Annotated in this window: 24 protein-coding genes and 1 tRNA gene; 13 read left to right on the plus strand and 12 right to left on the minus strand. The window is 67.6% G+C overall.

Annotation, left to right across the window (positions count from 1 at the left end):
• The first annotated feature begins 41 nt into the window (after positions 1-41).
• The gene (locus ACWDTI_RS08975) at positions 42-848 is read left to right on the plus strand and encodes a maleylpyruvate isomerase N-terminal domain-containing protein (RefSeq protein WP_449737713.1); all 807 of its coding nucleotides are present in this window, start codon (positions 42-44) and stop codon (positions 846-848) included.
• Between the two features lie 22 nt (positions 849-870).
• Here the strand turns inward: ACWDTI_RS08975 and ACWDTI_RS08980 are convergent, their stop codons facing one another.
• Positions 871-1473: a helix-turn-helix domain-containing protein gene (locus ACWDTI_RS08980; RefSeq protein WP_449737714.1), complete on the minus strand. Its 603-nt coding sequence runs from the start codon at positions 1471-1473 to the stop codon at positions 871-873.
• A gap of 19 nt (positions 1474-1492) precedes the next feature.
• On the opposite strand from ACWDTI_RS08980, the gene ACWDTI_RS08985 reads away from it, so the two are divergent.
• Positions 1493-2254 (plus strand): AzlC family ABC transporter permease, encoded by a 762-nt coding sequence (locus tag ACWDTI_RS08985; RefSeq protein WP_449737715.1) that lies wholly within the window; start codon positions 1493-1495, stop codon positions 2252-2254.
• Complete coding sequence (locus ACWDTI_RS08990) at positions 2251-2571, plus strand: AzlD domain-containing protein (RefSeq protein ID WP_449737716.1); 321 nt, start codon at positions 2251-2253, stop codon at positions 2569-2571. The genes ACWDTI_RS08985 and ACWDTI_RS08990 overlap by 4 nt, the downstream gene beginning before the upstream one ends.
• A gap of 11 nt (positions 2572-2582) precedes the next feature.
• Here ACWDTI_RS08990 and ACWDTI_RS08995 read toward each other — a convergent pair whose 3' ends face one another.
• Positions 2583-4001, minus strand: coding sequence for a DEAD/DEAH box helicase (locus tag ACWDTI_RS08995; RefSeq protein ID WP_449737717.1), 1419 nt, complete (start codon positions 3999-4001; stop codon positions 2583-2585).
• Positions 4002-4359: 358 nt separating this feature from the next.
• Here ACWDTI_RS08995 and ACWDTI_RS09000 point away from each other — a divergent pair, with 358 nt between their 5' ends.
• The 5 genes from ACWDTI_RS09000 to ACWDTI_RS09020 all read left to right on the plus strand — a co-directional run bounded on the left by ACWDTI_RS09000 (position 4360) and on the right by ACWDTI_RS09020 (position 8707).
• Entirely contained in the window at positions 4360-4668 is a 309-nt protein-coding gene (locus tag ACWDTI_RS09000; RefSeq protein ID WP_449737718.1) for a hypothetical protein, read from the plus strand.
• Positions 4668-6488 carry an alpha/beta hydrolase gene (locus ACWDTI_RS09005; protein WP_449737719.1) on the plus strand — a complete coding sequence of 607 codons (1821 nt, stop codon included), beginning with the start codon at positions 4668-4670 and terminating at the stop codon, positions 6486-6488. Before ACWDTI_RS09000 ends, ACWDTI_RS09005 begins: the two co-directional genes overlap by 1 nt.
• A 192-nt stretch (positions 6489-6680) precedes the next feature.
• Positions 6681-6938 carry a hypothetical protein gene (locus ACWDTI_RS09010; protein ID WP_449737720.1) on the plus strand — a complete coding sequence of 86 codons (258 nt, stop codon included), beginning with the start codon at positions 6681-6683 and terminating at the stop codon, positions 6936-6938.
• On the plus strand, positions 6935-7333 hold the full coding sequence (locus ACWDTI_RS09015) for a PIN domain-containing protein (protein ID WP_449737721.1): 399 nt from the start codon (positions 6935-6937) through the stop codon (positions 7331-7333). The genes ACWDTI_RS09010 and ACWDTI_RS09015 overlap by 4 nt, the downstream gene beginning before the upstream one ends.
• Positions 7334-7498: 165 nt before the next feature.
• Positions 7499-8707, plus strand: coding sequence for an arylsulfotransferase family protein (locus tag ACWDTI_RS09020; RefSeq protein ID WP_449737722.1), 1209 nt, complete (start codon positions 7499-7501; stop codon positions 8705-8707).
• A 63-nt stretch (positions 8708-8770) separates the two neighbouring features.
• Here the strand turns inward: ACWDTI_RS09020 and ACWDTI_RS09025 are convergent, their stop codons facing one another.
• From ACWDTI_RS09025 to ACWDTI_RS09035, 3 genes are all read right to left on the minus strand, one after another.
• The gene (locus ACWDTI_RS09025; protein ID WP_449737723.1) at positions 8771-9154 is read right to left on the minus strand and encodes a HepT-like ribonuclease domain-containing protein; all 384 of its coding nucleotides are present in this window, start codon (positions 9152-9154) and stop codon (positions 8771-8773) included.
• Positions 9129-9434 carry a nucleotidyltransferase family protein gene (locus ACWDTI_RS09030; RefSeq protein ID WP_449737724.1) on the minus strand — a complete coding sequence of 102 codons (306 nt, stop codon included), beginning with the start codon at positions 9432-9434 and terminating at the stop codon, positions 9129-9131. The genes ACWDTI_RS09025 and ACWDTI_RS09030 overlap by 26 nt, the downstream gene beginning before the upstream one ends.
• Positions 9435-9550: 116 nt before the next feature.
• A tRNA-Ala gene (locus ACWDTI_RS09035) sits at positions 9551-9623 on the minus strand.
• 97 nt (positions 9624-9720) lie between these two features.
• On the opposite strand from ACWDTI_RS09035, the gene ACWDTI_RS09040 reads away from it, so the two are divergent.
• Both ACWDTI_RS09040 and ACWDTI_RS09045 read left to right on the plus strand, forming a co-directional pair.
• Positions 9721-9858: a hypothetical protein gene (locus ACWDTI_RS09040; protein ID WP_449737725.1), complete on the plus strand. Its 138-nt coding sequence runs from the start codon at positions 9721-9723 to the stop codon at positions 9856-9858.
• Between the two features lie 86 nt (positions 9859-9944).
• On the plus strand, positions 9945-10079 hold the full coding sequence (locus ACWDTI_RS09045; protein ID WP_449737726.1) for a hypothetical protein: 135 nt from the start codon (positions 9945-9947) through the stop codon (positions 10077-10079).
• Between the two features lie 9 nt (positions 10080-10088).
• Here the strand turns inward: ACWDTI_RS09045 and sepX are convergent, their stop codons facing one another.
• From sepX to ACWDTI_RS09065, 4 genes are all read right to left on the minus strand, one after another.
• Positions 10089-11486: a divisome protein SepX/GlpR gene (sepX, locus tag ACWDTI_RS09050; RefSeq protein ID WP_449737727.1), complete on the minus strand. Its 1398-nt coding sequence runs from the start codon at positions 11484-11486 to the stop codon at positions 10089-10091.
• Between the two features lie 137 nt (positions 11487-11623).
• Complete coding sequence (locus ACWDTI_RS09055; protein WP_449737728.1) at positions 11624-12280, minus strand: GNAT family N-acetyltransferase; 657 nt, start codon at positions 12278-12280, stop codon at positions 11624-11626.
• 40 nt (positions 12281-12320) lie between these two features.
• Positions 12321-13625, minus strand: coding sequence for a molybdotransferase-like divisome protein Glp (glp, locus tag ACWDTI_RS09060; protein ID WP_449737729.1), 1305 nt, complete (start codon positions 13623-13625; stop codon positions 12321-12323).
• A 104-nt stretch (positions 13626-13729) separates the two neighbouring features.
• Positions 13730-14686 (minus strand): UTP--glucose-1-phosphate uridylyltransferase, encoded by a 957-nt coding sequence (locus ACWDTI_RS09065; protein ID WP_449737730.1) that lies wholly within the window; start codon positions 14684-14686, stop codon positions 13730-13732.
• A 99-nt stretch (positions 14687-14785) separates the two neighbouring features.
• On the opposite strand from ACWDTI_RS09065, the gene ACWDTI_RS09070 reads away from it, so the two are divergent.
• On the plus strand, positions 14786-15364 hold the full coding sequence (locus ACWDTI_RS09070) for a 5-formyltetrahydrofolate cyclo-ligase (RefSeq protein WP_449737731.1): 579 nt from the start codon (positions 14786-14788) through the stop codon (positions 15362-15364).
• Between the two features lie 12 nt (positions 15365-15376).
• Here the strand turns inward: ACWDTI_RS09070 and ACWDTI_RS09075 are convergent, their stop codons facing one another.
• Together ACWDTI_RS09075 and nhaA are read right to left on the minus strand one after the other, a co-directional pair.
• On the minus strand, positions 15377-15700 hold the full coding sequence (locus tag ACWDTI_RS09075) for an FmdB family zinc ribbon protein (protein ID WP_449737732.1): 324 nt from the start codon (positions 15698-15700) through the stop codon (positions 15377-15379).
• 92 nt (positions 15701-15792) lie between these two features.
• Positions 15793-17058, minus strand: a complete 1266-nt coding sequence (gene nhaA, locus ACWDTI_RS09080) for a Na+/H+ antiporter NhaA (RefSeq protein WP_449737733.1) — start codon at positions 17056-17058, stop codon at positions 15793-15795.
• Between the two features lie 241 nt (positions 17059-17299).
• Between nhaA and ACWDTI_RS09085 the strand changes: the two genes are divergently transcribed.
• Together ACWDTI_RS09085 and ACWDTI_RS09090 are read left to right on the plus strand one after the other, a co-directional pair.
• Positions 17300-18001 carry an SAF domain-containing protein gene (locus ACWDTI_RS09085; protein ID WP_449737734.1) on the plus strand — a complete coding sequence of 234 codons (702 nt, stop codon included), beginning with the start codon at positions 17300-17302 and terminating at the stop codon, positions 17999-18001.
• 148 nt (positions 18002-18149) lie between these two features.
• Positions 18150-18950, plus strand: coding sequence for a large conductance mechanosensitive channel protein MscL (locus ACWDTI_RS09090; protein ID WP_449737735.1), 801 nt, complete (start codon positions 18150-18152; stop codon positions 18948-18950).
• A gap of 876 nt (positions 18951-19826) precedes the next feature.
• Here ACWDTI_RS09090 and ACWDTI_RS09095 read toward each other — a convergent pair.
• Positions 19827-21659 (minus strand): ABC transporter ATP-binding protein, encoded by a 1833-nt coding sequence (locus ACWDTI_RS09095; protein ID WP_449737736.1) that lies wholly within the window; start codon positions 21657-21659, stop codon positions 19827-19829.
• Between the last annotated feature and the right edge of the window lie 161 nt (positions 21660-21820).

Here is a 21820-nt window from a genome sequence, read left to right on the forward strand (position 1 = left end):
GGTTATCCTGAGCGGCAGTCAGGTGATGGGAGCAGTCAGTCGTGAGGACGACGTATTCGCGGTTCGACTACATCGACGCCGCACGCGAGATCGGCGCCCGGTTCGTCGACCTCGTGCGCGGCGTGGCGAACCCGGACGTCCGCCTGGCCGGCACTCCGGCGTGGACGGTCACGGATCTGCTCGGTCACGTGGCGTGCACGCCGTCGCGCTACCTCGACCTGGCCGCCGGCGGGGATGACTGGTCGCCCCGCGCGAGCGACGTCGCCGACTTCAACGCCAAGCAGATCGCGAACCTGCCGACCCGGGACATCGGTACGCTCTGCGAGCGCCTCCTCACCGACCTCGACCGGCTACTCGACACGGTGTGCCACTTCGGCGCACGGGTGCCGGTGATGCATTTCGACGGGGATCGTCGTATCCGCGCCGACGCCGCACTGGGCATCCTGATCGGCGAGTTCGCGGTGCACGGTCACGACGTCGCCTCCGGTGTCGGCGCCTCGTGGCCCATCGATCCCGCCCTGTCACCGCTGATCGCGCGTGGCCGGCACCAGGTCCTGCCGAGCTGGGTCGACGAGGACGCGTGCCGCGGCCATTCGGCCACCTACGACATCCGGCTGCGCGGCTGTGACGAGCGGTTCGTGTACGAGTTCACCGATGGCCGCCTCGAGATCGATCCGGCCGAACCGCGTCCGGCCGACGTCCACCTCAGCATCGATCCGGTGACCGCGCTGCTCGCCGGTTACGGGCGCGTGTCACCGACCTGGGCGGCGATGACCGGTCGCGCGGTCGCCTGGGGCTCGCGACCCTGGCTGGCCGCCGGCCTGGGCAGACGCTTCCTGCCCGCGTGACCGACGGGCACCACCGGCGACGTCAGCTCGACTCACTGATCATCACCGCGACCGTGCCGGGCTCGAGGGCGTCGAAGACATGCTCGGCATCCCCGGCGTACGAGATGAAGTCGCCCGGACCGAGTTCCACGGCCGCATCGGTGGGCCCGAGCCGCGCGCGGCCGGCGCTGATCACGACCCGTTCGACGGTTCCGCGCATGTGCGGAGCCGACACGCGTGGATTCCCGGGTTCCGCGCGAATCAGGTAGATGTCGCTGCGTGATCCCGGGCGGGCGGTCGACAGCAGCGTCGCCACGTAGTCCGCGGTGTCGGCGGAGAACACTGCTCCCTCGCCGAATCGGACGACCTCCACCGGCTGTGTCGTTGTATCGAGGAACGCGGCAAACGGGAGGCCGAGTGCGGTCGACAACGCCCACAGCGTCTCGATGCTGGGGTTGCCGTCACCCGATTCCAGTTGTGACAGAGTCGATTTCCCGATTCCCGCGCGCCGCGCTAGCTCGCCGATGGACAGACCCGCGCGTGTGCGTTCCCGTTTGAGCGCCGTCGCCACGAGTTGCTTCGGGTTCGCCGTCGGCTCAGTGTTCGACGGAACGGACGATCGTGCATCTTGACGAACATCATCCATAGTGTTCATCATAATGGCTATGCGTTCGATGTGGAGAACACTTGATGCCGCGACGGTGCGCACGATCGTGGTCATGACCGCGTCGATCCTGGTCATCGGCGCGTCGTACGGCGTTGCCGCCGAGTCGGCGGGCTTCGCCTGGTGGCAGATCCTGACGATCGCGACCGTGGTGCTGGCCGGCTCGTCGGAGTTCGTGTTCGTCGGTGTCCTGGTCGCCGGTGGCGTGCCCATCGTCGCCGCACTGGCCGGTCTGCTGCTGAACACCCGGAATCTGGGTTACGGGCTCGCGGTCGGCAAGCACCTCGGCGCCGGGCTGCCGATGCTGCTCGGCGCCCATCTGATCAATGACGAGAGCGCGGCGATCGCCGGTGCCCAACCGGAGCCGCGGAGCGCCCGGGCCGCCTTTTTCGTCTCGGGTGTCGCCGTGCTGGTCAGCTGGCCGCTCGGTTCGCAGCTCGGGGTGATGATCGGCCGCGTGGTGGCCGATCCGGGGGTACTCGGGCTCGATGCCGCGCTGCCCGCTCTGCTGGCGGCGCTGGCACTCCCCGCCCTGCGGAGTCGTTCGACGCTGATGGCGGCCCTGGTCGGTGGCGGGCTCGCAGTGGCCCTGTCACCCGTGTTGCCCGCGGGCCTGCCGATCCTGGCGGGACTGTTCGGGCTGGTCGTCGTGGAACTCGGCCGGCGAGGCCGCGGCACGTCGGGCGCCGGCCTTGCGCCCGCTGCCGACTCCGCGCCCGCCACCGCTGTGGCGACCGACGAGCTCACGGAGGTTGTGCGATGAGCGGCTGGGGACTGGCGGTCGGCGTCGCGGTGCTCGCCGGCGGGACCTACCTGCTGCGCGTGGCCGGTCCGCTCCTGCGCACGAGGGTTCAGATGAGTCCGGCCACCGCCGCCGTGCTGAATCGGGCGGCGGTGGTTCTGCTCGTCGGCGTGGCGCTGACCGGGGCGATCTTCGACGGCCACGACCTCGTGGGCTGGGCGCGACCGGCGGGGGTTGCGGCCGGCGTGATCGCCGCGCTCTGCAAGGCCCCGCTGGTGGTGGTCGTGATCATCGCCGCGGGCGTCGCCGGCGGGTTGCGGGCCCTGGGCGTCAGCTAGCCGGGAGATGCCTAGCGCGCAACATCTTTCACGCGGCGGCGACCCTGCGCACGGCCCGGGCGACCATGACCGGCGCCCTGCCCCTGGCCGTGTCCCTGGCCGCGTCCTTGGCCCTGGCCGCGTCCCTGTCCCTGGCCATGCCCTTGTCCTTGCCCCTGGCCGCGGGCGGTGCGTCGACGGCCGGGCTGGCCACCGGCACGTGCGCCGGCCCGCGAACCGGGTGCCTGCCGCGTGGCCGGACGAGGTGCCGCCTTCGGCTCGGGTGCCACGAATGCCGCACGCTCGCCGACGAGTTCGTCGACCTCTGCCGAGGCCGGGTCGACCCGGGTGGGGGTGACGGTGATCGCGGCCTTGCGGAGGAGTCCGGCGAGGTCTCGGCGCTGGTCGGGCAGGCAGACGGTGACCACGTCGCCGGAGCTGCCGGCGCGGGCGGTACGTCCCGACCGATGCAGATAGGCCTTGTGTTCGGCCGGCGGGTCGACGTGGACGACGAGTTCGACGCCGTCGACGTGCACACCGCGGGCCGCGACGTCGGTGGCCACGAGGACCCGGACGTCGTCGGAGAATGCCTTCAGGTTCCGGTCGCGTTGCGCCTGGCTCAGGTTGCCGTGCAGGTCGACCGCCGGGATGCCGCCGTCGGTGAGCTTGCGCGCCAGCTTCTTGGCCTGGTGCTTGGTGCGGGTGAACAGGATTCGACGGCCCTGGCCCGAGGCGAGCTCGCGGACGAGGTCGTTCTTGTCGCCGGGGGCCACCTCGAACACGTGGTGGGTCATCTCCACCGGCGGTGCGGTGTCCTCGGTCTTGTGCAGGTGCGGTTGATCGAGGAATCGCTTGGCCAGCTTGTCGACGCCGTTGTCGAGGGTGGCGGTGAACAGCATGCGCTGGCCGTCGCGCGGGGTCGCGGCCAGGATGCGGGTCACGCCGGGCAGGAAGCCCAGGTCGGCCATGTGGTCGGCCTCGTCGAGCACGGTGATCTCGACGTCGTCGAGGCGCACGACTCCCTGTCGCATGAGGTCTTCGAGCCGGCCGGGGCAGGCGACGACGATGTCGACACCGCGCTGCAGCGCCTGTTCCTGACGACTCTGCTTGACCCCGCCGAACACGGTGGTGACCGACAGATTCAGGGCACGCGCGAGCGGGCTGACGACGGCGGCGATCTGGGTCGCGAGTTCACGGGTCGGCGCCAGGATGAGGCCGGTCGGCGCGCCGGGTGAGCGGCGCACGCCGAGTTCGGCGAGACCCGCCACGAGCGGGATGGCGAACGCCAGGGTCTTTCCGGAACCGGTCTTGCCGGAACCGATGACGTCGTCACCGGCCAGCGTGTCGGCCAGGGTCTGCGCCTGGATTCGGAAGGGTTCGGTCTTGCCTTCGGCGGCAAGAACTTTCACGAGTTCGGCGGGCACGCCGAGCGACTCGAAGGTCACGGTCATGACAAAAGTCTTTCTTCTCTGCGACGCACGGCGGTACGGCCACTCGAGAAAGTGGGCACCGCGATGGTCGGGTGGCGAAGGCGCAGCTGTGCGCATTCGTTCGCCGTACGAAGTCAAGGAGCAGGCCGTTGCCTGTCAAAGAAGCGTTTTACGACGCGTGGACGGCGCCGGGCGGCGCGTCTCTGCGACCACCCTACGTGGACATCGCCCGGCGCGACAAATCGTTGTGACGCAGGTCAACGCTTCCGCGGTGACCGGGGTCACCGACCCGGGAACCCGACGGTCGGGCCCTGCGTCCAATCATCATGCGCGACCGCGGCACGTCTGCGAGTCGTCGTCATCGGAACAGGAGGACGCCATGACATCGGCATCCGGATCGCCGGCCTTCGGGATCAGCCGCGAGGAGGCGATCGCCACCGCGAGTGTATGGCGCAGCGAGGCGAGCCGCATCGAATCTCTCGACGTCACCGCGCTGTCCACGTTGCCCGGGTCCTCGAGCCTGGTGCTGACCGCATTGCGTACGACCGCCCAGCCCGCCCGGAGGTCGACCGCATCGATCGCCGCCGCGCTGACGTCGACGGCCGCGGCCATCACCAGGTTCGCCGACCGGGCAAGCACCGATGACCGTTCTGCCGCAGGATATTTCGGCCGTGGTCGGCATCGCTGATGCGTCCGACCCTGGCCGAGCTGCGATCGTGGGACACCGCCGCGATCACCACGGCCGGCGCGCTCACGGAGTCATTCGCCACCACGCTGGACACCGCGCTCGACGCGGTGGTCCGCGCTGTCGACGAGACCACGGCCTGGTTCGGTGCGGCACGTGATGCGTTGGGCGTCAAGGTCTCTGCGCTACGGGATCGCGCCGAGGAGGTCCGCGACGTGCTGAACAGGATCGCCGACGAGGCCACCGACGCCGGGGTGGATCTGACGCATGCACGCACGGTTGTCCTCCGCGCGGTCGAGGCCGCCGAATCCGATGGGTTCCGGGTCTCCGAGACGGGCGTGGCCAGCCACGAGGATGTCGCGGAATACGAACGCGCCCAGACACTTACCGCATCCATCGCCGGCGGTCTGGATACCGTGGCCGCTCTCGACGAGGATTACGGCCGGCGTCTGCACGAGTTGCAGGGAGATCTACTCGCCCTGCTCGACGGTCGAACCGAGGTCGCCTCACCGGGCGGCGCACACGTCGACGCCGACGCGGTGGTGTCGATGCTGAGCTCGATGACACCCGCCGCCCGACGACGGTTCCTGTCCGGGATCAGCACCCGCGACCGTCGTCGGCTCGCACAGGCCGACCCGCGCACGATCGGGAACATGGACGGCGTCGACTTCGACACTCGCGCCGACGCCAACGAGATCAGCATCCGCAACGCGTTGATCGACGAGATCCAGGCTGGCCGCGGAGGCGCCGGTAATCCGCGCGCCGACCGGCTGCGGTCGTTCCTGAAGCAGCGCAACGACCCCGCGCGTGCGAGTCACCGCACCGGCGACGAGGGGCGCGACTCCGCCGACGATCGGATGTCCGAACGGCGGTTCATCGCGTTCGATACGTCGTCGCACGGTCATTTCATCGAGATGGTGGGCGCGATCGGGCCGGACACCCGAAACGCGACCATCTACGTGCCGGGCACTCGAACCTCCCTGAACAACAGTGCCGGCGAGTCGAACGCGGCCTGGGAGCTGGCCCATCGGACGGGCGGTCCGGTCTTCCTGTATCTGGACGGTGATCTGCCGCAGGATCTGGGATTCGAACGGCTACCGAGTGTCCTCGGGGTGATCGGGACCGTCGGCATTCCGCTCGCGCTGCGCGATTCGGCGGCGGATGCCCGTTTCGCCCGCGAGATGGCGCCGCGGCTGGTCGTCTTCGGCCGGGAGCTCGACGCCGAACTCGCCGGACGGTCGCCGGGCGCGGTGACCACCGTGATCGGCCACTCGTATGGCGGGTCCGTCGTCGGCTCCGCCGAGCAGTTGGGCCTGCGCGCCGATCGGGTGATCTATGCGTCGTCGGCGGGGACCGGGGTGTTCGACGGGCCGTGGCGCAACCCGAACCCCGACGTCGGCCGGTTCTCGCTGACCGCGCCCGGTGACCCGATCCAGTACATCCAGTCGTTGCCCGGTAATCCGCACGGCGGCGACCCCGACGGTGCGCCGGGGGTGACCCGCCTGGACACCGGTTACTACTCGGCGCACCCCGAGGACAGCGCGCTGGCCGGCACCCTGGTGTCGGGAGGCTCCGGTCACGGCAAGTACTGGGCGGACCCGGACTCGACGGCATTCACGAACATGGTCCGGGTGATCACCGGCGAGTCACCGACGCCCTACGTCGAGCGCGAGCCGGATCGGCCGGCGCAACCGTATCTGGCCGGCGGAAGGGACTTGCTGACGCGGCTCGGGCTCGGTGTGGTCGATGAACTGCTCGACCGCCACGTCGACCTGCCCGGTCGGTTGCCCGATATCCCGCTGCGCTTGCGGTGGTCGGCGTGAGGTGGATGGGCTGGTCAGCAGATTTGGACGCTGCACCACGCTCCCGGCGCACGTGAGAGCTTGCCGTCCCGCGTCCGCGGTGGAGCACGCGGATACTCGGTCAAGGCGGCGTGCGCCGCGTCGGATACATGGCGGATGGTGATCGAGACAGACCTCCGTCAGTGTGACACGGGATCAGTGCTACACTGACCCATGGCGAACCTGACCATCACCGTCGACGACGAAACGCTCAAACGCGCGCGGATACGCGCGATCGAACGTGGCGAATCGGTGAATCAGTATCTGGCACAACGTCTTCGGGAGTATGCCGACACCGACATCGAGATTTCTCGCCGTCGCCGCGCAGCCGATGATTTCGTTGCGCTGTCGCGCGATCTGAGCGGAAGCAGCAACGGCGCAGGCTGGACACGCGACGAGCTGTACGACGACGCGCCCAAGGCCGATCAGTGACCGTCTTTCTGGACACGAATCTTCTCGCCTATCAATTCGACGACAGTTTCCCCGACAAGCAGTCCCGCGCTCGAGAACTATTCGCTGCGCGCGCAACGGAGGCCGTCATCAGCACACAAGTGCTCGTCGAGTTGTATTCGGTGCTGACACGCAAGCTGGGTCGCACGCGTACCGATGCCGCACGAGTCCTCGATGCCCTGCCCTTGCACGTCGTTCCCGCCGATGCCGAACTCGTCCGCGCAGCCGCCCACACCGCCGCGAAACACGAACTGTCCATCTTCGACGCGATGATCCTCGAAGCCGCCGTCCGCGGTGGCTGCGACGAACTCTGGACCGAAGATCTCACACACGGAAGCAGCCTTCGCGGAGTGCGGGTCATCAACCCGTTGCGCTGACCGCCGCACAACCGATTGCGGACGGGTCGAGTGATCCGCATGGCTCGCGTCGTATGTACCGCCCCACCGAACACTCACTTGGCCCTATTCAGACCTGGCGAGGTCTCCCGACGACTACCATCACGCTCGACCGAGCGTCCCTACCGTGCCCGTAGGGAGGACACGATGCAGCAGAAAACCCGGCGAAGTGGAGCCATCATTCGTGCCGCCCTGCTGATGGCGGCGATTATCGGAATCTCGACGATCCTCACTCCGGTGGCGACCGCCGAACCACAACAGCCCACCCTGCCCTTCGGCACACCGTGGTACACGGTCTGGGTCAACAAGCCGAACGGCCACCACGGGTATGTCTTCTACACCACCGGTATGGCGGTCGCGCTCCCCATCCCGGTCGACACGTCCGCGATCCCTTCGCTGCGACCGGCCAACATCATCGCCGACAAGTCCGGGCGCGAGGTATGGCGCTACACCCCGCCGAACGGTCAGCTGGTCGCCGACTTCCGACCGCAAACCTATCGGGGCCGCACCGTGCTCACCTGGTGGCAGGGCGACGGAACCAACGGGATCGGCTCGGGCGTGCACTACATGGCAGACACCCGCGGCCACGTCATCAAGGTCGTCAGGGCGGGCGCCGGGTTGACGTCGGACCTCCATGAGTTCCTTCTGACACCGGATGGGCGCGCCCTGATCATCTCCTACGTGCCGGTCCGCGCCGACCTCACCCCGGTCGGCGGGCCACGCAACGGCACGCTGTTCGACTGCGTCGCCTCGGTGATCGACGTCGCGTCCGGGAAGGCACTGATGCGGTGGTCGGCGGTGGCCCACATTCCGCTGACCGAATCCACGATGCCTCTCGGTGCCGGCAGCACCACCTACGACGCGTACCACATGAACTCGGTATCACTCGATCCTTCCGGAGACCTGCTGATCTCGTTCCGCAATCTGAATGCCGTCTACGACGTCGATATCCGCACCGGCAGGGTGAAATGGCAACTGGGCGGCAAACACCCCAGTCTCGCCATGGGGCCGGGGACCTCCATCGCCGGGCAGCACGACGCCCAGTTCACCGACGCCCGCACGGTCCGCGTCTTCGACAACAACGAGGACGGCAACAGACAGCTCGGCTACTCACGGATCAAGTGGATCCGGATCGATCCCGCACGACGCACGGCCCGCCTGGTCGGCGCCACACTGCATCCCGCCGGTCTCGCGAGTCTGGCCATGGGCAATGCCCAGGGCTTGCCAGGCGGCGGCACCTTCGGCGGCTGGGGCTCATCGCCGCACATCTCGGAGTTCTCCCCCTCGGGCGAGCTCGTCTACGACGCCACGCTGCCGATCGGGACGTATCGGGCGTATCTCGGCGACTGGCCGTGAGGTGAGGCAGTCTCCCGTGGACTTGGTGGCGGCACCTGTCCGTGTGAGTCGGTACCCCGACTCTCATGCGGTGGAGCCTTCACCCTCCTGTTCTTCAAGAAGCCTCTCCAGTACCGGTATCAGCGCCGATACGTCGGTTGTCGCCGCTGTCCAGACAATAGCGCTGTCCACCTGGGCATAGCCATGGACAAGAATGTTGCGCATCCCAATGATCTTGTGCACGTGCGGGATTCGCTCGGCAAGGCCATTATCTACACGCCGCAGGCTGCGAATGGCTTCTCCGATGATCTCCATCTGACGTTCGGTCGCCGACTCAAGAAGTAGGTCACCGATGTAGTGCTCGATTGGCGCGTCGGCGACGATCAGCCGTACGTTCCGTGCCGCGGTCAGCGCCTCCCAGATGTACGCGGCGCGACTCTTGTCAGGCCGCATAGACATCTTCGGCATTGCCGAAGATGGACTCGGCGACGTAGGGATTCTTCACCGCATTGGCCATAACGAGATCGACGTCACGGCCAACGATCTGCTCGAGCGCCGATTTGAGATCGAAGTAGTCATGAAACACGTTTTCGCGGCCGATCCTGAACTCCACCAAGAAATCGACGTCGCTGCGGCCCGGATCGAAGCTGTCGGTCAACACCGAACCGAAAACCCGCAGGCGCTCGACGCCGTACCGTGAACACGCAGCTGCGATCGCCTCGGCATCGAGTGGAATTGCGGTGGGCATGCAGCCCATTCTCCCAGATTTAGAGGAACTTCTCGATCTTCGGGACAGCTGAGCCCCGGCAACGTGAGACAAAACAACGGGGACGGTTCGAGTGCGGGTTTTGCCCGCCCGATCAGTGGAGCTAAGGGGAATCGAACCCCTGACCTACTCGATGCGAACGAGTCGCGCTACCAACTGCGCCATAGCCCCGGGATGATCGTCACTTGATCAACCGGAGGCAACTCTAGCAGTCGCAGTAGGTCATCCCGCAAACCGCCACCCCCGACGACGGCGCATACGTGACGACATGTCTGCCACATACGGGTCGGGGTCATGGCAGAAGCATCCGATGAGCAGGTCACGACCGTCCTCGGCCGCGTCGTCGGAATCAACCGTGCAGAAGGTCGCGCATCTGTTGGCGGCGGCGCCCGACTTCAGTGACTGACCGGTACGCAGCGATGGAACGGTCGCTCGATCGACGGTCGGGCGCAGTGGTGGGTCACTCGGATCGGTACCGTCGACACGCTCGCGGTGGCCTACCCACCCATCGTCGGTGTCTGGACCCGCAGGTTGGCGCTCTCGCCGCTGTTGGGATTCGCCGATCAGGCGATGGTGCTCGTGGCGATCGACCGCGAATACGACGTGGTCGCGGCCACGGCCTCCTGACGTTCGCGGTCAGCCGGCGCGACGATGGTCCTCGTCGTCGCGCATAAGCCGACGGTGCCCGAACGACGGCAGGTGATCGAACACCGGGTCCTCGTCGTCGATCTCCAGAACGGTCGCTCCGCCGGGCCGACGCAGCCGCGGTGGCGGCGGTGCCGACGCGAACTGCGGTACGGCTTCGGCACGACGACGCCGCTCGGCCTCGTCGTGATGGAACCTGCGCGCCCGGGCGGCACGTTGGGCACGAATGCGCTGCTCGGTGGCCGTGGTCCGGCGCAGGTACGCCATGTAGGCGATCAGCAGGACCGCCGCAACCCCCGTGGCGATCCACCCGACGAAGCCCAGGAAGACCCCGGACACTACGGCCGCGACCACGAGAACCACGAGCCCGATCAGCACCCGCTGTCGTTCGCGGTAGCGCAACTGATCACGCCGTGCGTCCGGCGAGTAGGCGGCCCGACGGCGCCGGACCGGCGGCTTCTCTGCGGGCGCGGCCTGTGACGCTGCCTTGGTGGGCTCGTCGGTTTCGTCGGCACGCTGGGTGACCTCGGGCTCGTCGTCGAAGTCGTCCTCGTATTCGTCGTCGACGTCGTCTTCGTATTCGTCGTCGAGATCGACTTCAAGCTCTCCGTCGTGATCGTCGTCTTCGTCGTCAAGATCGTCATGCTCGTCGTATTCGTCGTCAAGATCGTCATGCTCGTCGTATTCGTCGTCGAGATCGTCATGCTCGTCGTCGAGGTCATCGCGTTCCGCATCCGACTCCGCGAGGTCGTCGAGTTCCTCGTCGGTGGCGACCTCCGCGTCGACCACATCCGCGGTCGCGTCCGCCTCGACGGATGTCTCTGTCTCGTCCTCGGCGTCGACGAGCTCGCCGTCCACGGTGATCGCCTCGTCCTCGTCGCTCGGCCCGGCCGCAACCACATCGGCTGAATCAGCGTCGGAGACATCGGGTTCCGCGAGTTCGTCGCCGGAGTCGACCGGCGCGACGTCTTCCGCCGCGCCGGCGTCATCGGCGACGGGCGCGTCCACCGTGGCATCGGTGGCGCGGCTCATCCGCGTGCCTGTCGGCGACTTCTTCTCGGCCGAAGAGCTTGTCGCCGTGACCTTTTCGTCGACTGCCTCGTCGTCAGCCGGGTCGTCGTCGGCCTTGGGGTCGAGGACGGCGGCGGCGACCCGGGCGCTGCGCGCTGCCCGGGTGGTGCGCTCGGACTTCCACGACGGATCGTGCGGGTGCGCCCCGGAACTCCTGCGTTTCGCGGTGCGCGCCCGGGTCCCACCGCGGTGCAGGAGTCGGGTTTCCTTGACGGCGTTGGTCGTTTTCCGCATCTGTGGACGACCCTTGATGATCATCGGCACCAGCACGAAAAGCCATACGGCCACAAGGCAGACCCACAAGACTGAGTTCGGCATGCGACTCTCCCTTCCTTCACTCTGGTTACACGACGCCACCCCACAATCTAGGGGCGCGCGACGAGCAACCTGGGGAGACGCGCCGGACCACGTGCACATTGGCCGAATTTCACAGTCGGCTCTCAAGAATCCGCGGGTCAGTGGAAGGATGCGCGACCGGAACGAACAAGGGTCTCGGCGGCACTGCCCGTGATTTCTTCTGCAGTCAGCGCGAAGAGGATGTGGTCACGCCACCGCTTGTTGACATCCATGTACCGCTCGAGTAGCCCTTCCCGCCGGAAACCGATCTTGGTGAGTACGGCCTGCGAAGCGGCGTTGGACGGCTGCACGGTGGCGTCGAGACGATGCAGGCCGACCGGGCCGAAACAGTGATCGACCCCCAAAGCGACTGCAGCCGTGGCGATTCCCTGGCCGACGCGTCCACCGTCGACCCAGTACCCGATCCACGCGGTACGCACCGCCCCACGCTGTATGTTGCCGACGGTGAGCTGGCCGACGTACTCCCCGTCGACCTCGATGACGAAGGGCAACACGGTCCCGCGTTTGGCCTCCGACCGCAGCACAGAGAACTGCGGCGCCCACGCGCTCGGGTGGTGGCGTTCGGCCCACGACCCGATGCCGGTCGGTTCCCAGGGCAACAGCGCATTCTGGTTCCGGATCCGCAGTTCGCTCCACGTCTTCGCGTCGCGCAACTTCACCGGGCGCAGTGTGATGACGCCCGCGGTCGTGCGCAACGGACCCAGCGTGGCGGGCCAGCCGGGGCTGGCCGGCGTCCCCGTCAACCACCTCAACACGTCTGCCACTCTATGACGCGGTCGCCGTTTCCTCTGCCGTTCAGCCGCGCTGCGCGAGGAACGCGACCTCGACCTCGTCACCGGTCCGCAGTTCCTCGACGTCCGCGTCGACGATGATCAGGCAATTCGCCTCGGCCAGTTCGGCGAGCAGGTGCGAGCTGCCGGTCGGGGACGCCCCGATGACCTGCACCAGGTAGTCGCCCGATCGTTCGTCGCGCATCAGCTGTCCGCGCAGATATCCCTTGCGCCCGGCCACCGACGCGATGGGACCTACGGTGCGCGCCTTGATGATCCGCCGCATCGGCTGCCGTTTGCCGAGAGCGATGCGGATCAGCGGCCGGACCATCACCTCGAATGTGACGAGTGCGCTGACCGGATTGGCCGGCAGCAGGAAGGTCGGCACGTCGTCACGCCCGAGACATCCGAAACCCTGCACCGAACCGGGGTGCATCGCCACCCGGACGATCTCGAGGTCACCGAGGTCGCTGAGCGCATCGGCGACGGCGCGCGAGGCGGCCCCGCCGACGGCGCCGCAGATCACCACGATCTCCGACCTGATGAGTTGTGCCTCAACCACTTCCCGCATCCGGGAGGTCTCCCGCTCGGCGATGCCGACCCGGTTCACGTCGGCTCCGGCGTCGCGCGCGGCAGCGGCGAGGGCATAACTGTTGACGTCGTAGATCTGACCGGGTCCGGGAGAACGGTCGATGTCGACGAGCTCGCTACCGATGGAGATGACCGACAGCCGCGGGCGCGGGTGCACCATCACCCGGGGCTGTCCGACCGCGGCCAGAAGCCCCACCTGGGCGGGGCCGATGATCGATCCGGCACGCACGGCGACATCGCCGGGCTGCACGTCGTCGCCGACGCGGCGCACGTAGTCGCCGCTGTCGACCGCGTGCCCGACCTTGACCTTCTGCTCGCCGCCGTCCGTCCAGCGCAGTGGGACGACGGCGTCGGCGAGCGTCGGCATCGGTGCACCGGTCTCGACGCGCACGGCTTGCCGTGGCTGCAGCCGCGTCGGGGTGCGGGCGCCGGGCTCGACCGTCCCGACGACCGGCAGTTGCACGATCATCGGTTCGTTGGGCGTGAGGTCGGAGAGATCGGCTCCGCCGGAATCGAACTCCTCGATGTCCTCGGGCGCGATCACGCCGGCGAGGTCGACGTCCACGGCCCGGACGGCGTATCCGTCCACGGCCGCCTGATCGAAGCCGGGCATCGGGTGCTCGGTGACGACCTCCTCGGCGCACATCAGCCCCTGCGCCTCGGAGATCGCGACGCGCACGGGTCGTGGTGCAACCGCGGCGGCGGTCACGATCGTCAGGTGATCCTCGACCGAACGCATTTCACCCCACGCCCCTCTCGGCTGACAGACTTCGGGTAGAGGGTATCGGTCGGATCACGCCGAATGGCGCAGGCGCGCGGAGGCCTGCGAGCCGGCAACCGGTCTCAGCCGTCGGCGAGACGCTTCTCCAGCCATTCGCGCAGATCAGGACCGTAGTCGTCGCGGTCGAGTGCGAAGTCCACGGCCGCCTTGAGGTAGCCGCCGGGGTTGCCGAGGTCGTGGCGCGTCCCGTGATGCACCACGACGTGGACGGGTTCACCCTCCTCGATGAGCAGCGCGATCGCGTCGGTCAGCTGCAGCTCGCCCCCCGCACCGGGCTTGATTCGGCGCAGCGCGTCGAAGATCTTGCGGTCCAGGATGTAGCGGCCCGCGGCGGCGAGATTCGACGGCGCATCATCCGGATCCGGCTTCTCGACCATGCCCTTGAGCCGCTTCACGTTCGGGTTGTGGGCATCGGGGAGGTCCTCGACGTCGAAGACACCATAGGCGCTGATCCGATCGCGGGGGACCTCGATCGCGCACAGCACCGATCCACCACGCCGCGCGCGGGTCCGGGCCATCACCTCCAGCACTCCGCCCGGCAGGACCAGGTCGTCTGGCAGGAGGACGGCGATGGCGTCCTCGTCGTCGTCGAGATACTGCTCGACACAGCCGACGGCGTGCCCGAGACCGAGTGGCTTCTCCTGCACCACGGAGGCCACCTCGAGTAGCGACGGCGCCTTGCGCACCTTGGCGAGCATCGCCTCCTTGCCGCGCTTGGACAGGGTGTTCTCCAGCACGAGGTCTTCGACGAAGTGGGCGACAACCCCGTCCTTACCCGGCGACGTGATGATCAGAAGACGCTCGGCACCGGCCGCCTTGGCTTCCTCGGCGACCAGCTCGATGCCCGGTGTGTCGACCACCGGAAGCAGCTCTTTGGGCACGGTCTTGGTCGCAGGCAGGAATCGGGTTCCCAGACCGGCCGCGGGGACGACCGCGGTACGCGGGATCGGCGGAGTGTTGGGCACCGACGATTTTCCCGGGTTCTCCTCGGTAGTCTTATTCGCGCCACTGGAAGTCATGGGACCACCCTAATGGCCATTCCTGCGGGGAGCCTGGCGAATTGATGTCCGATGGCCCCGATGCGATGCAGTACACATGTGCCCGAGAAGGCGGCCGACATGCAGTTGACCAAGGACGAGCTTCGTACCGAATTCGAACAGCGGCGGGCGGCGGTGACACCGTTCCGCCGCGAAGAGGTCGCCGCCAACCTGGCGGAATGGATCTATTCGGCGCCCTTCCGGCTGGAATACGACGTGACGGTGGCCGCGTATGTGCCCATCAGGACCGAACCCGGCTCACCTGCGATGCTCGACGCCCTCCTCGACCGCGGTGTCACGGTGCTGCTGCCGGTGGTCCCGGCGGGCGCCCCGGCCGCCCTGGACTGGGTGCGGTACGACGGCGCCACATCGCTGACGACCGGCAGGTTCGGGCTGTTGGAGCCGACCGGCGACCGCCTGGGCATCGATGCAGTCGAGGCGGCGTCGGTGATCTTCGTCCCCGCCTATGCCGTCGACAAATCCGGCAACCGTCTCGGCCGCGGGGCGGGTTACTACGACCGCACCCTCGAAGGGCTGCGCGCCGACCTCGTCGCCGTGGTGTACGACGACGAGGTGGTCGACTCTGTGCCGGCTGCACCCCACGACGTCCGGGTCGGCTGGGTGCTCACGCCGGACGCGGGTTTCCGGGAATTGGGCTGAAGCCGGTCCGTTTCAGGCCGAAGTGGTGGCGGCGGCCGGTTTGCTGTCGCTCTTCTTGCTCTCGACCTTGGTGCTGGACGACGACTCGGTGCTGCTGCTCGAGGAGTCTTTCGACGACGAGCTCTCACCGGAGGACGCGCTGTCGCTGGAGACCGAACCCGAGCGGGAGTCGGTGCGGTAGAAGCCGCTGCCCTTGAACACGATGCCGACCGAGTTGAACAGCTTGCGCAGGCGGCCTGCGCACTGCGGGCATTCGGTGAGTGAGTCGTCGGAGAACGACTGGACAATGTCGAACTTGTTGTCGCACTCCGTGCACGCATACGAGTAGGTGGGCACCGATAACCTCCGAAAAGTAGTCGATCGTTGCCCAGTCTAACCGACGTTGGCACTCTCGCATTCCGAGTGCCAACGTCGGGCTGCCGGCCAGGTCAGCCGCCGATGACCTCGATGTCACGGTCCGGGATGCCGTCGTGGTTCATGTCGGCCTCGCGTGCCTTGTGGGCGTCCCAGCGGAGCAGGGCGCCGGCGACGAGCGCGGCGACGACGCTGCCGAGCAGGATCGCCACCTTGGCGGCGGTCGCGTGGTCGTCGGATCCGTGCTCGAAGGACAACTCGGCGATGAGCAGTGCGACGGTGAAGCCGATGCCGGTCAGCATGCCGACGGGAAGCAGGTCACGCAGCCCTATCGAGTCCGGCAGGCGCAGCGGCGTGAAGCGGGTCATCAGCGCGGTCGCGCCCAGCACGCCGACCACCTTGCCCACCGTGAGGCCGACGAAGATGCCGATCGACACCGGTTGCACGATGCCCGACTCCCCCACGACGGTGACGCCGGCGGACAGGAACGCGAAGATCGGCAGGGCGATGGCCGATGAGGTCGGCCGGACGGCGACTTCGAGTTGGTGGGTGCGGGAACTCGACTCGCCGTGCATGGCAATCGCGGGGACGACGAAACCGAGCAGTACGCCGGCGACGGTCGCGTGCACACCCGAGGCATGCATGAGTGCCCATGCGACGATCGCGAGGGGCAGCAGAACGAGTGGGATCAGGAAGCCGTGACGTGGGCGCGGTCGCCGCACGAGAACGCCGAATACGGCGATGACGGCCAGCGCCGCGGCCAGCAGCGCGAAGCTGATCGTCTCGGTGTAGAACGTCGCGATGACGGTGATGCCGAGCAGGTCGTCGACCACCGCGAGGGTCAACAAGAACGTCCGCAGCGCGAGGGGCAGGCCGCGGCCGAAGATCGCCAGGACCGCGAGCGCGAACGCGATGTCGGTTGCGCTCGGGATGGCCCAGCCGCTCAGCGCCTCGGGATCGCCGGCCGCCACGATCACGACGTAACAGAGGGCCGGTATGACCATGCCGCCGATGGCGGCGACGATCGGCACCGCCGCAAGACGCAGATCGCGCAGACTGCCGGCGACGAACTCCTGTTTCAGCTCCACTCCGACGATGAAGAAGAAGATGGCGAGCAGAGCGTCGGCTGCCCACTCGGCGATCGACAGGTGCAGGTGCAGGGCTTCCGGACCGAACTCGAAGGCGATCAGCGAGTCGTAGGCGGCGCGCCACGGGGAGTTGGCCCAGACGACGGCGATGACCGCGGCCGTGAGGAGCAGCGCCCCGCTGGTGACGTCGAGGGACACCCACCGACGAAAGCGCTGGCGGGCAGAGAGTTGGTGGGACACCGGTGTGGTCATGAGATCTCCTGGTTGTCGAGCACAGTGTGCGCGTGCACATGTCCCCTGCCCGCGGTCGGGCCGGGGGCCGACCAGACTTCCCGGCTCACCGTGTTGTCATTCTCCCCGACGCAGCCTCCCGGATCCAATCGGCACCGATCGTCGATCCGAGTTGTCCACAGTCTCTGCGGTCTGGGCGGGTTGTCCACAGAGGTCGTCGCACCGTGTTCACGACGATGCGACGCCGGTACGGTTCGGCGTCATGCAGCTGTTCGTCCGTGACTCGTTGTCGCCGCGCATCGTCGACCGCGTCCGCCACGCGCTGCGGCCCGGCTGGATGCGGTCGGTGATCGTGCGCCGTACCGCGGCGGTCGCACTGATCGTGGCGTCGATCGCGATGACCGTGGCAGGTCATAGAAGTACCCAGTCACGGTCGGTGGTGGTGTCGGCGCGCGACCTGATGCCCGGTCAGACGATCACCGCCAGCGACCTCGCGGTCCGCGCGGTTCCCGGTGGGCTGATCCCGTCGGGCGCACTGCGGCTGACCGCCGACGGGGTGGGGCGGACCGCGGCCGGGCACCTCGGCGCAGGTGAGATCGTCACCTCGGGACGTCTGCTCTCGTCGCGGCTCCCGATACAGCTCACGCGACGCGACGACGCACGGCTGGTTCCGGTGCGACTCTCCGACGATTCCGTCGTCTCGTTGCTGCGGGAAGGTGACCTCGTCGACGTCCTGGCCGGTACACCGGACATCCAGGACGACTCGGGGGCACGCGATTCCTCGCCTACCGCTGTGCTCGCGCGCAACGCGGTGGTGGCACTGACGACGACGAGCACCGACGATCGAGCGCTGACCGGTGGCCGGTCGGGAACACGGCCGGTGCTGCTCGCGATGGATGAGGCGGCCGCACACCGTGTGGCCGCGGCAGGACTGGATACCCCATTGGCGGTGGTCCTGCATTAGCAACCCCGGCCGAAGCGATTCAGTGGTCATGGCAACGCGACAAGGAGACTGAGGACGGATCAAGCCAAACCCGACAATGGTCGTTTACGATCCTGGGGAGCGAATACCTGAAACAAGAGCGGACACCAAATAGGAAGGACCGCACACCGTGCTCAAGGGATTCAAGGAGTTCATACTCAAGGGCAACGTCGTCGAGTTGGCCACCGCGGTCATCGTCGGCGCCGCGTTCACCGCAATCGTCACCGCGTTCACGACGAGCATCATCGCGCCGATCTTCGCGGCCATCCCGACCGGCAACAGCGACTGCGGCGGCGGTACCACCGTCGAGGGCACCGAGGGCGCCGTTCAGGGCCCGGTCTCCACCTGCGGCTTCGGTTTCCGGATCGTGGCGGACAACCCGGCCACTTTCATGGACTTCGGCGCGCTGCTGGCCGCGGTGATCAACTTCCTCATCATCGCCGCCGTGGTGTACTTCCTGATCATCGCGCCGTACAACAAGCTCGCCGAGCTCGGCGGGTTCGGCAAGAAGGCCGAGGTCACCGAGGTTTCGCTGCTCACCGAGATTCGCGATCTGCTCGATCCGGAGGGATCGTCGAAGGCCAAGGAGGCCGCGGAGGAGGATCTCCCGGACCACCTCAAGGATCCGTCGGGTCCGCCCAGTGGGGGCGCGCCTGCCGCGGCCCCACTGCCGAACGACCCGGGCGTGACACAGCGGCTGACCACTCCGCCTCCGGCGGCCGCGCCTCAGTCGCCACCGCCGCAGTCCGTCCCACCGCAGTCCGCGCCACCGCAGTCCGCGCCGCGCGGCTATCCGACGCCACCGCCGGCGCCCGGAAACTATCCCCCGCCCGGAACGTATCCGCCCCCGGGTAACTATCCACCGGGTAATTTTCCGCCGCAGCAGTATCCGGGCGACCACTCCGATGGCCCGGGACGTCACTCGCGCTGACGCACAGCACTTTCCACGCCGAACGCCCACGTTCCCCCGAGAACGTGGGCGTTCGGCATTCCCAGCGGTTGCCCACGCACACCCCGTTGCCCTCGACTCCCAGCAACCTGACAGGGCTCCCAGCAACCTGGCAGGTTGGCACACAGGTAACCACAAGGTTCGGTCCCTACCGTCGTGGACAGCCAGGGGGAGGTTGTCACGCTCGCCACCGGCTGGACATCATCGTGACGCATAGTGGAGGTAACTCATGCCAGGACAGCCCGGCCCCGGACCCATGCCCGGCCCCGGCCCGAAGCCCATGCCCGGTCCGCACGGCGGCCCGAAGCGCCACCGTCGCCCCGAACCCCGTCCGGTGCCCCGCCCGCGGCCGATTCCGTTCCCGTTCTTCGGCAGCAGTTAGATCGTTCGGTTTGCGATGAATCCATCGCACATGAAGTGGTCCCGCCGTCCTGTGGATGGCGGGACCATGTTCGTTTCTCTCCAACACGGTGGGAAATTGATCATATCGGATTGCCCATCTTCTACGTTGAATTCCAACCCTTCCCCTTGTTACGTTTTGGTCACGGCAGCCCCTGACACTTCAGCTGTGTCTTTCGGGGGGATTGTCAGAGAAGGTCGCCGCTCGTCCGTCGAGCGGCGACCGCAGCCGAAACAGAGGGAGATCGTCAATGCCACACCCCAAGCCCCACCATCATCTCAGCGGCCCGGGACAGAAGCCCGGCCCCGATCCCCGTCCGCCGCACGGACGCCCGACGCCGCCGCCCGCTCCGCGTCCCCGGCGCCGCCCGCTGCCCCCGTTCTTCTTCTGGGGTAGCTGATATCTCGTACGAAGTCCCCGTCGCGAACCGCGCGACGGGGACTTCGCTGTATTCACCGTCAGCTGCGGACGAGTTTCCCGTCCCGGACGGTGACGGTGTAGTCGGCCACCGCGGCGACCTTCTCGTCGTGGGTGATGAGAAGTGTGGTGCGCGACCGCGCCAGCCGTTCCATCGGCGCCAGCACGCGCCGTGTGGTGCCGGGATCGAGCCCGGTCGTGGGCTCGTCGAGGATCAGCAGCGGCGTGTCGCGGAGGAACGCGCGGGCGAGCGCGATGCGTTGCTGCTGTCCGCCGGAGAGGTTGCTGCCGCCGTCACGCAGCTGCGTGTCGAAGCCGTCGGGCAACTGCGCGATGAACTCGCCGGCGTCGGCGGCGACGGCCGCTGCGACGACCTGTTCGTCGGTGGCGTCGGGACGGCCGTAGCGGATGTTGTCGGCGATCGTCATGTTGAACAGTGCGACACGTTGTGGGAGCACCGCCATGTGCGCGCGCAATTCGCACAGCGTCATCGACTTGATGTCGATGCCGTCGAGCCGGATCACTCCGGCATCGGGGTCGTAGAAGCGCAGCAGCAGATACATGAGAGTGCTCTTGCCGGAACCGCTCTCGCCGAGCAGCGCGACGAAATCGCCTGGTGCGATGGACAAATCGACGTTGTCGAGGACGCTGCGGTCGGCATCCGGGTACGCGAAAGTCACGTGGTCGAGATCGATGCCGACCGACGACAACACCGGTGCGCGTGCCGTGTCGAGATCCTCGTCGGGGTGCACCTCAGCGGACTCGGCATCGCTGGTCGCGAGGGCCTGCGCTTCGGGTGCCTCGGGTTCGTCGCGGTCGGTGATCGCGATGGGCGCGTCGAGCACCTCGGCGACACGCTCGGCGCTGGCCGTTGCGGACGTGACCGACACGACGAGCCCGCCGAGGGTTTGGATGTTCGGGTACATGTAGCCCAGGTAGCCGGTGAGCGCGATGAGGGTTCCGATGCTGGCATTGCCCCGGGATATCTGCCAGGCGCCGACCGCGAGAACCGCCATCATGCACAGCATTTCGACGATGGTGACGGTTTCACCGAAGGCGGCGTTGGCTTTCAGCTCGGAGACGCGGGCGTTGCGCCAGTTGCGGCTCTCGGCGAGGACCCGACGACGGTCGCGCTCACCCTGGTTGTCGGCCTGGATCGAAATCGCGTGGGTGACGCCCTCGTTGATGCGGGAGCTGATGCGGCCGTTGGCCTTTCGCTCACGCCGTGCGGCGTTCTTGACCACCCGGCCAAACCACCGCGAGACCAGCCACAGCAGTGGGGCGAGGACGAACGCCAGCAGGGCGAGATCCCAGCGGGTGACGAAGGCGGCGACAGCGTAGATGATCACGCCGCCGATCGCGATGGTGCCGGAGACGATGCCCGACGACACGAGGTGCTCGATCTCGTCGACGTCGCCGCTGTGGCGGGCGATCAGGTCACCGGTCTCGAATTGCCGCCTCGTGTGCGGGGCGAGCCGTTGGGTATGGGCGTAGAGCCGGTCGCGTAGGCGCAACAGGATGCGTTCGGTGACGAGCCCGGAGATCACGGTGCCCGAGTACGACGCCGCGGCGCCGATCAGCGACACCGTCGCCCAGATCGCCAGCGGCATCCACAGGCGTGACAGATCCCCGGTGACAAGCACGTTGTCGACGATGTCGGCGAACACCATGACCGTGATGACGCTGGTACCGATCTCGACGAAGAACAGCAGGATCGACACCGCGAGTCTCCACCGCTGCCCGGCCATGACCGGCGAGAAGCGCCGCATCGCGGTCAGGACATTGAGATTGCGGGGGTGGTCGTCATAGTCGGCGTACGGGTCGTCGTCGAAGTACTCATCGATTTCGTCGTCGAGGTGCTCGCTCGTCGGCACCGGGTGTCCTCCTCTCGGCGGAGACGTGTGTCTCTGCCCGCACTGACACTAGGGCATGCCGCTGAGAGCACCCGAAACGCCGCTGGGCGGGATCGGACCTCGAGGTCCGATCCCCCCCCCCCGGGTTGTTGATTTGTTTTGGTTGGGGGGGGAAAGCCGAG

It is taken from the genome of Gordonia sp. NPDC003424, from assembly GCF_053588655.1.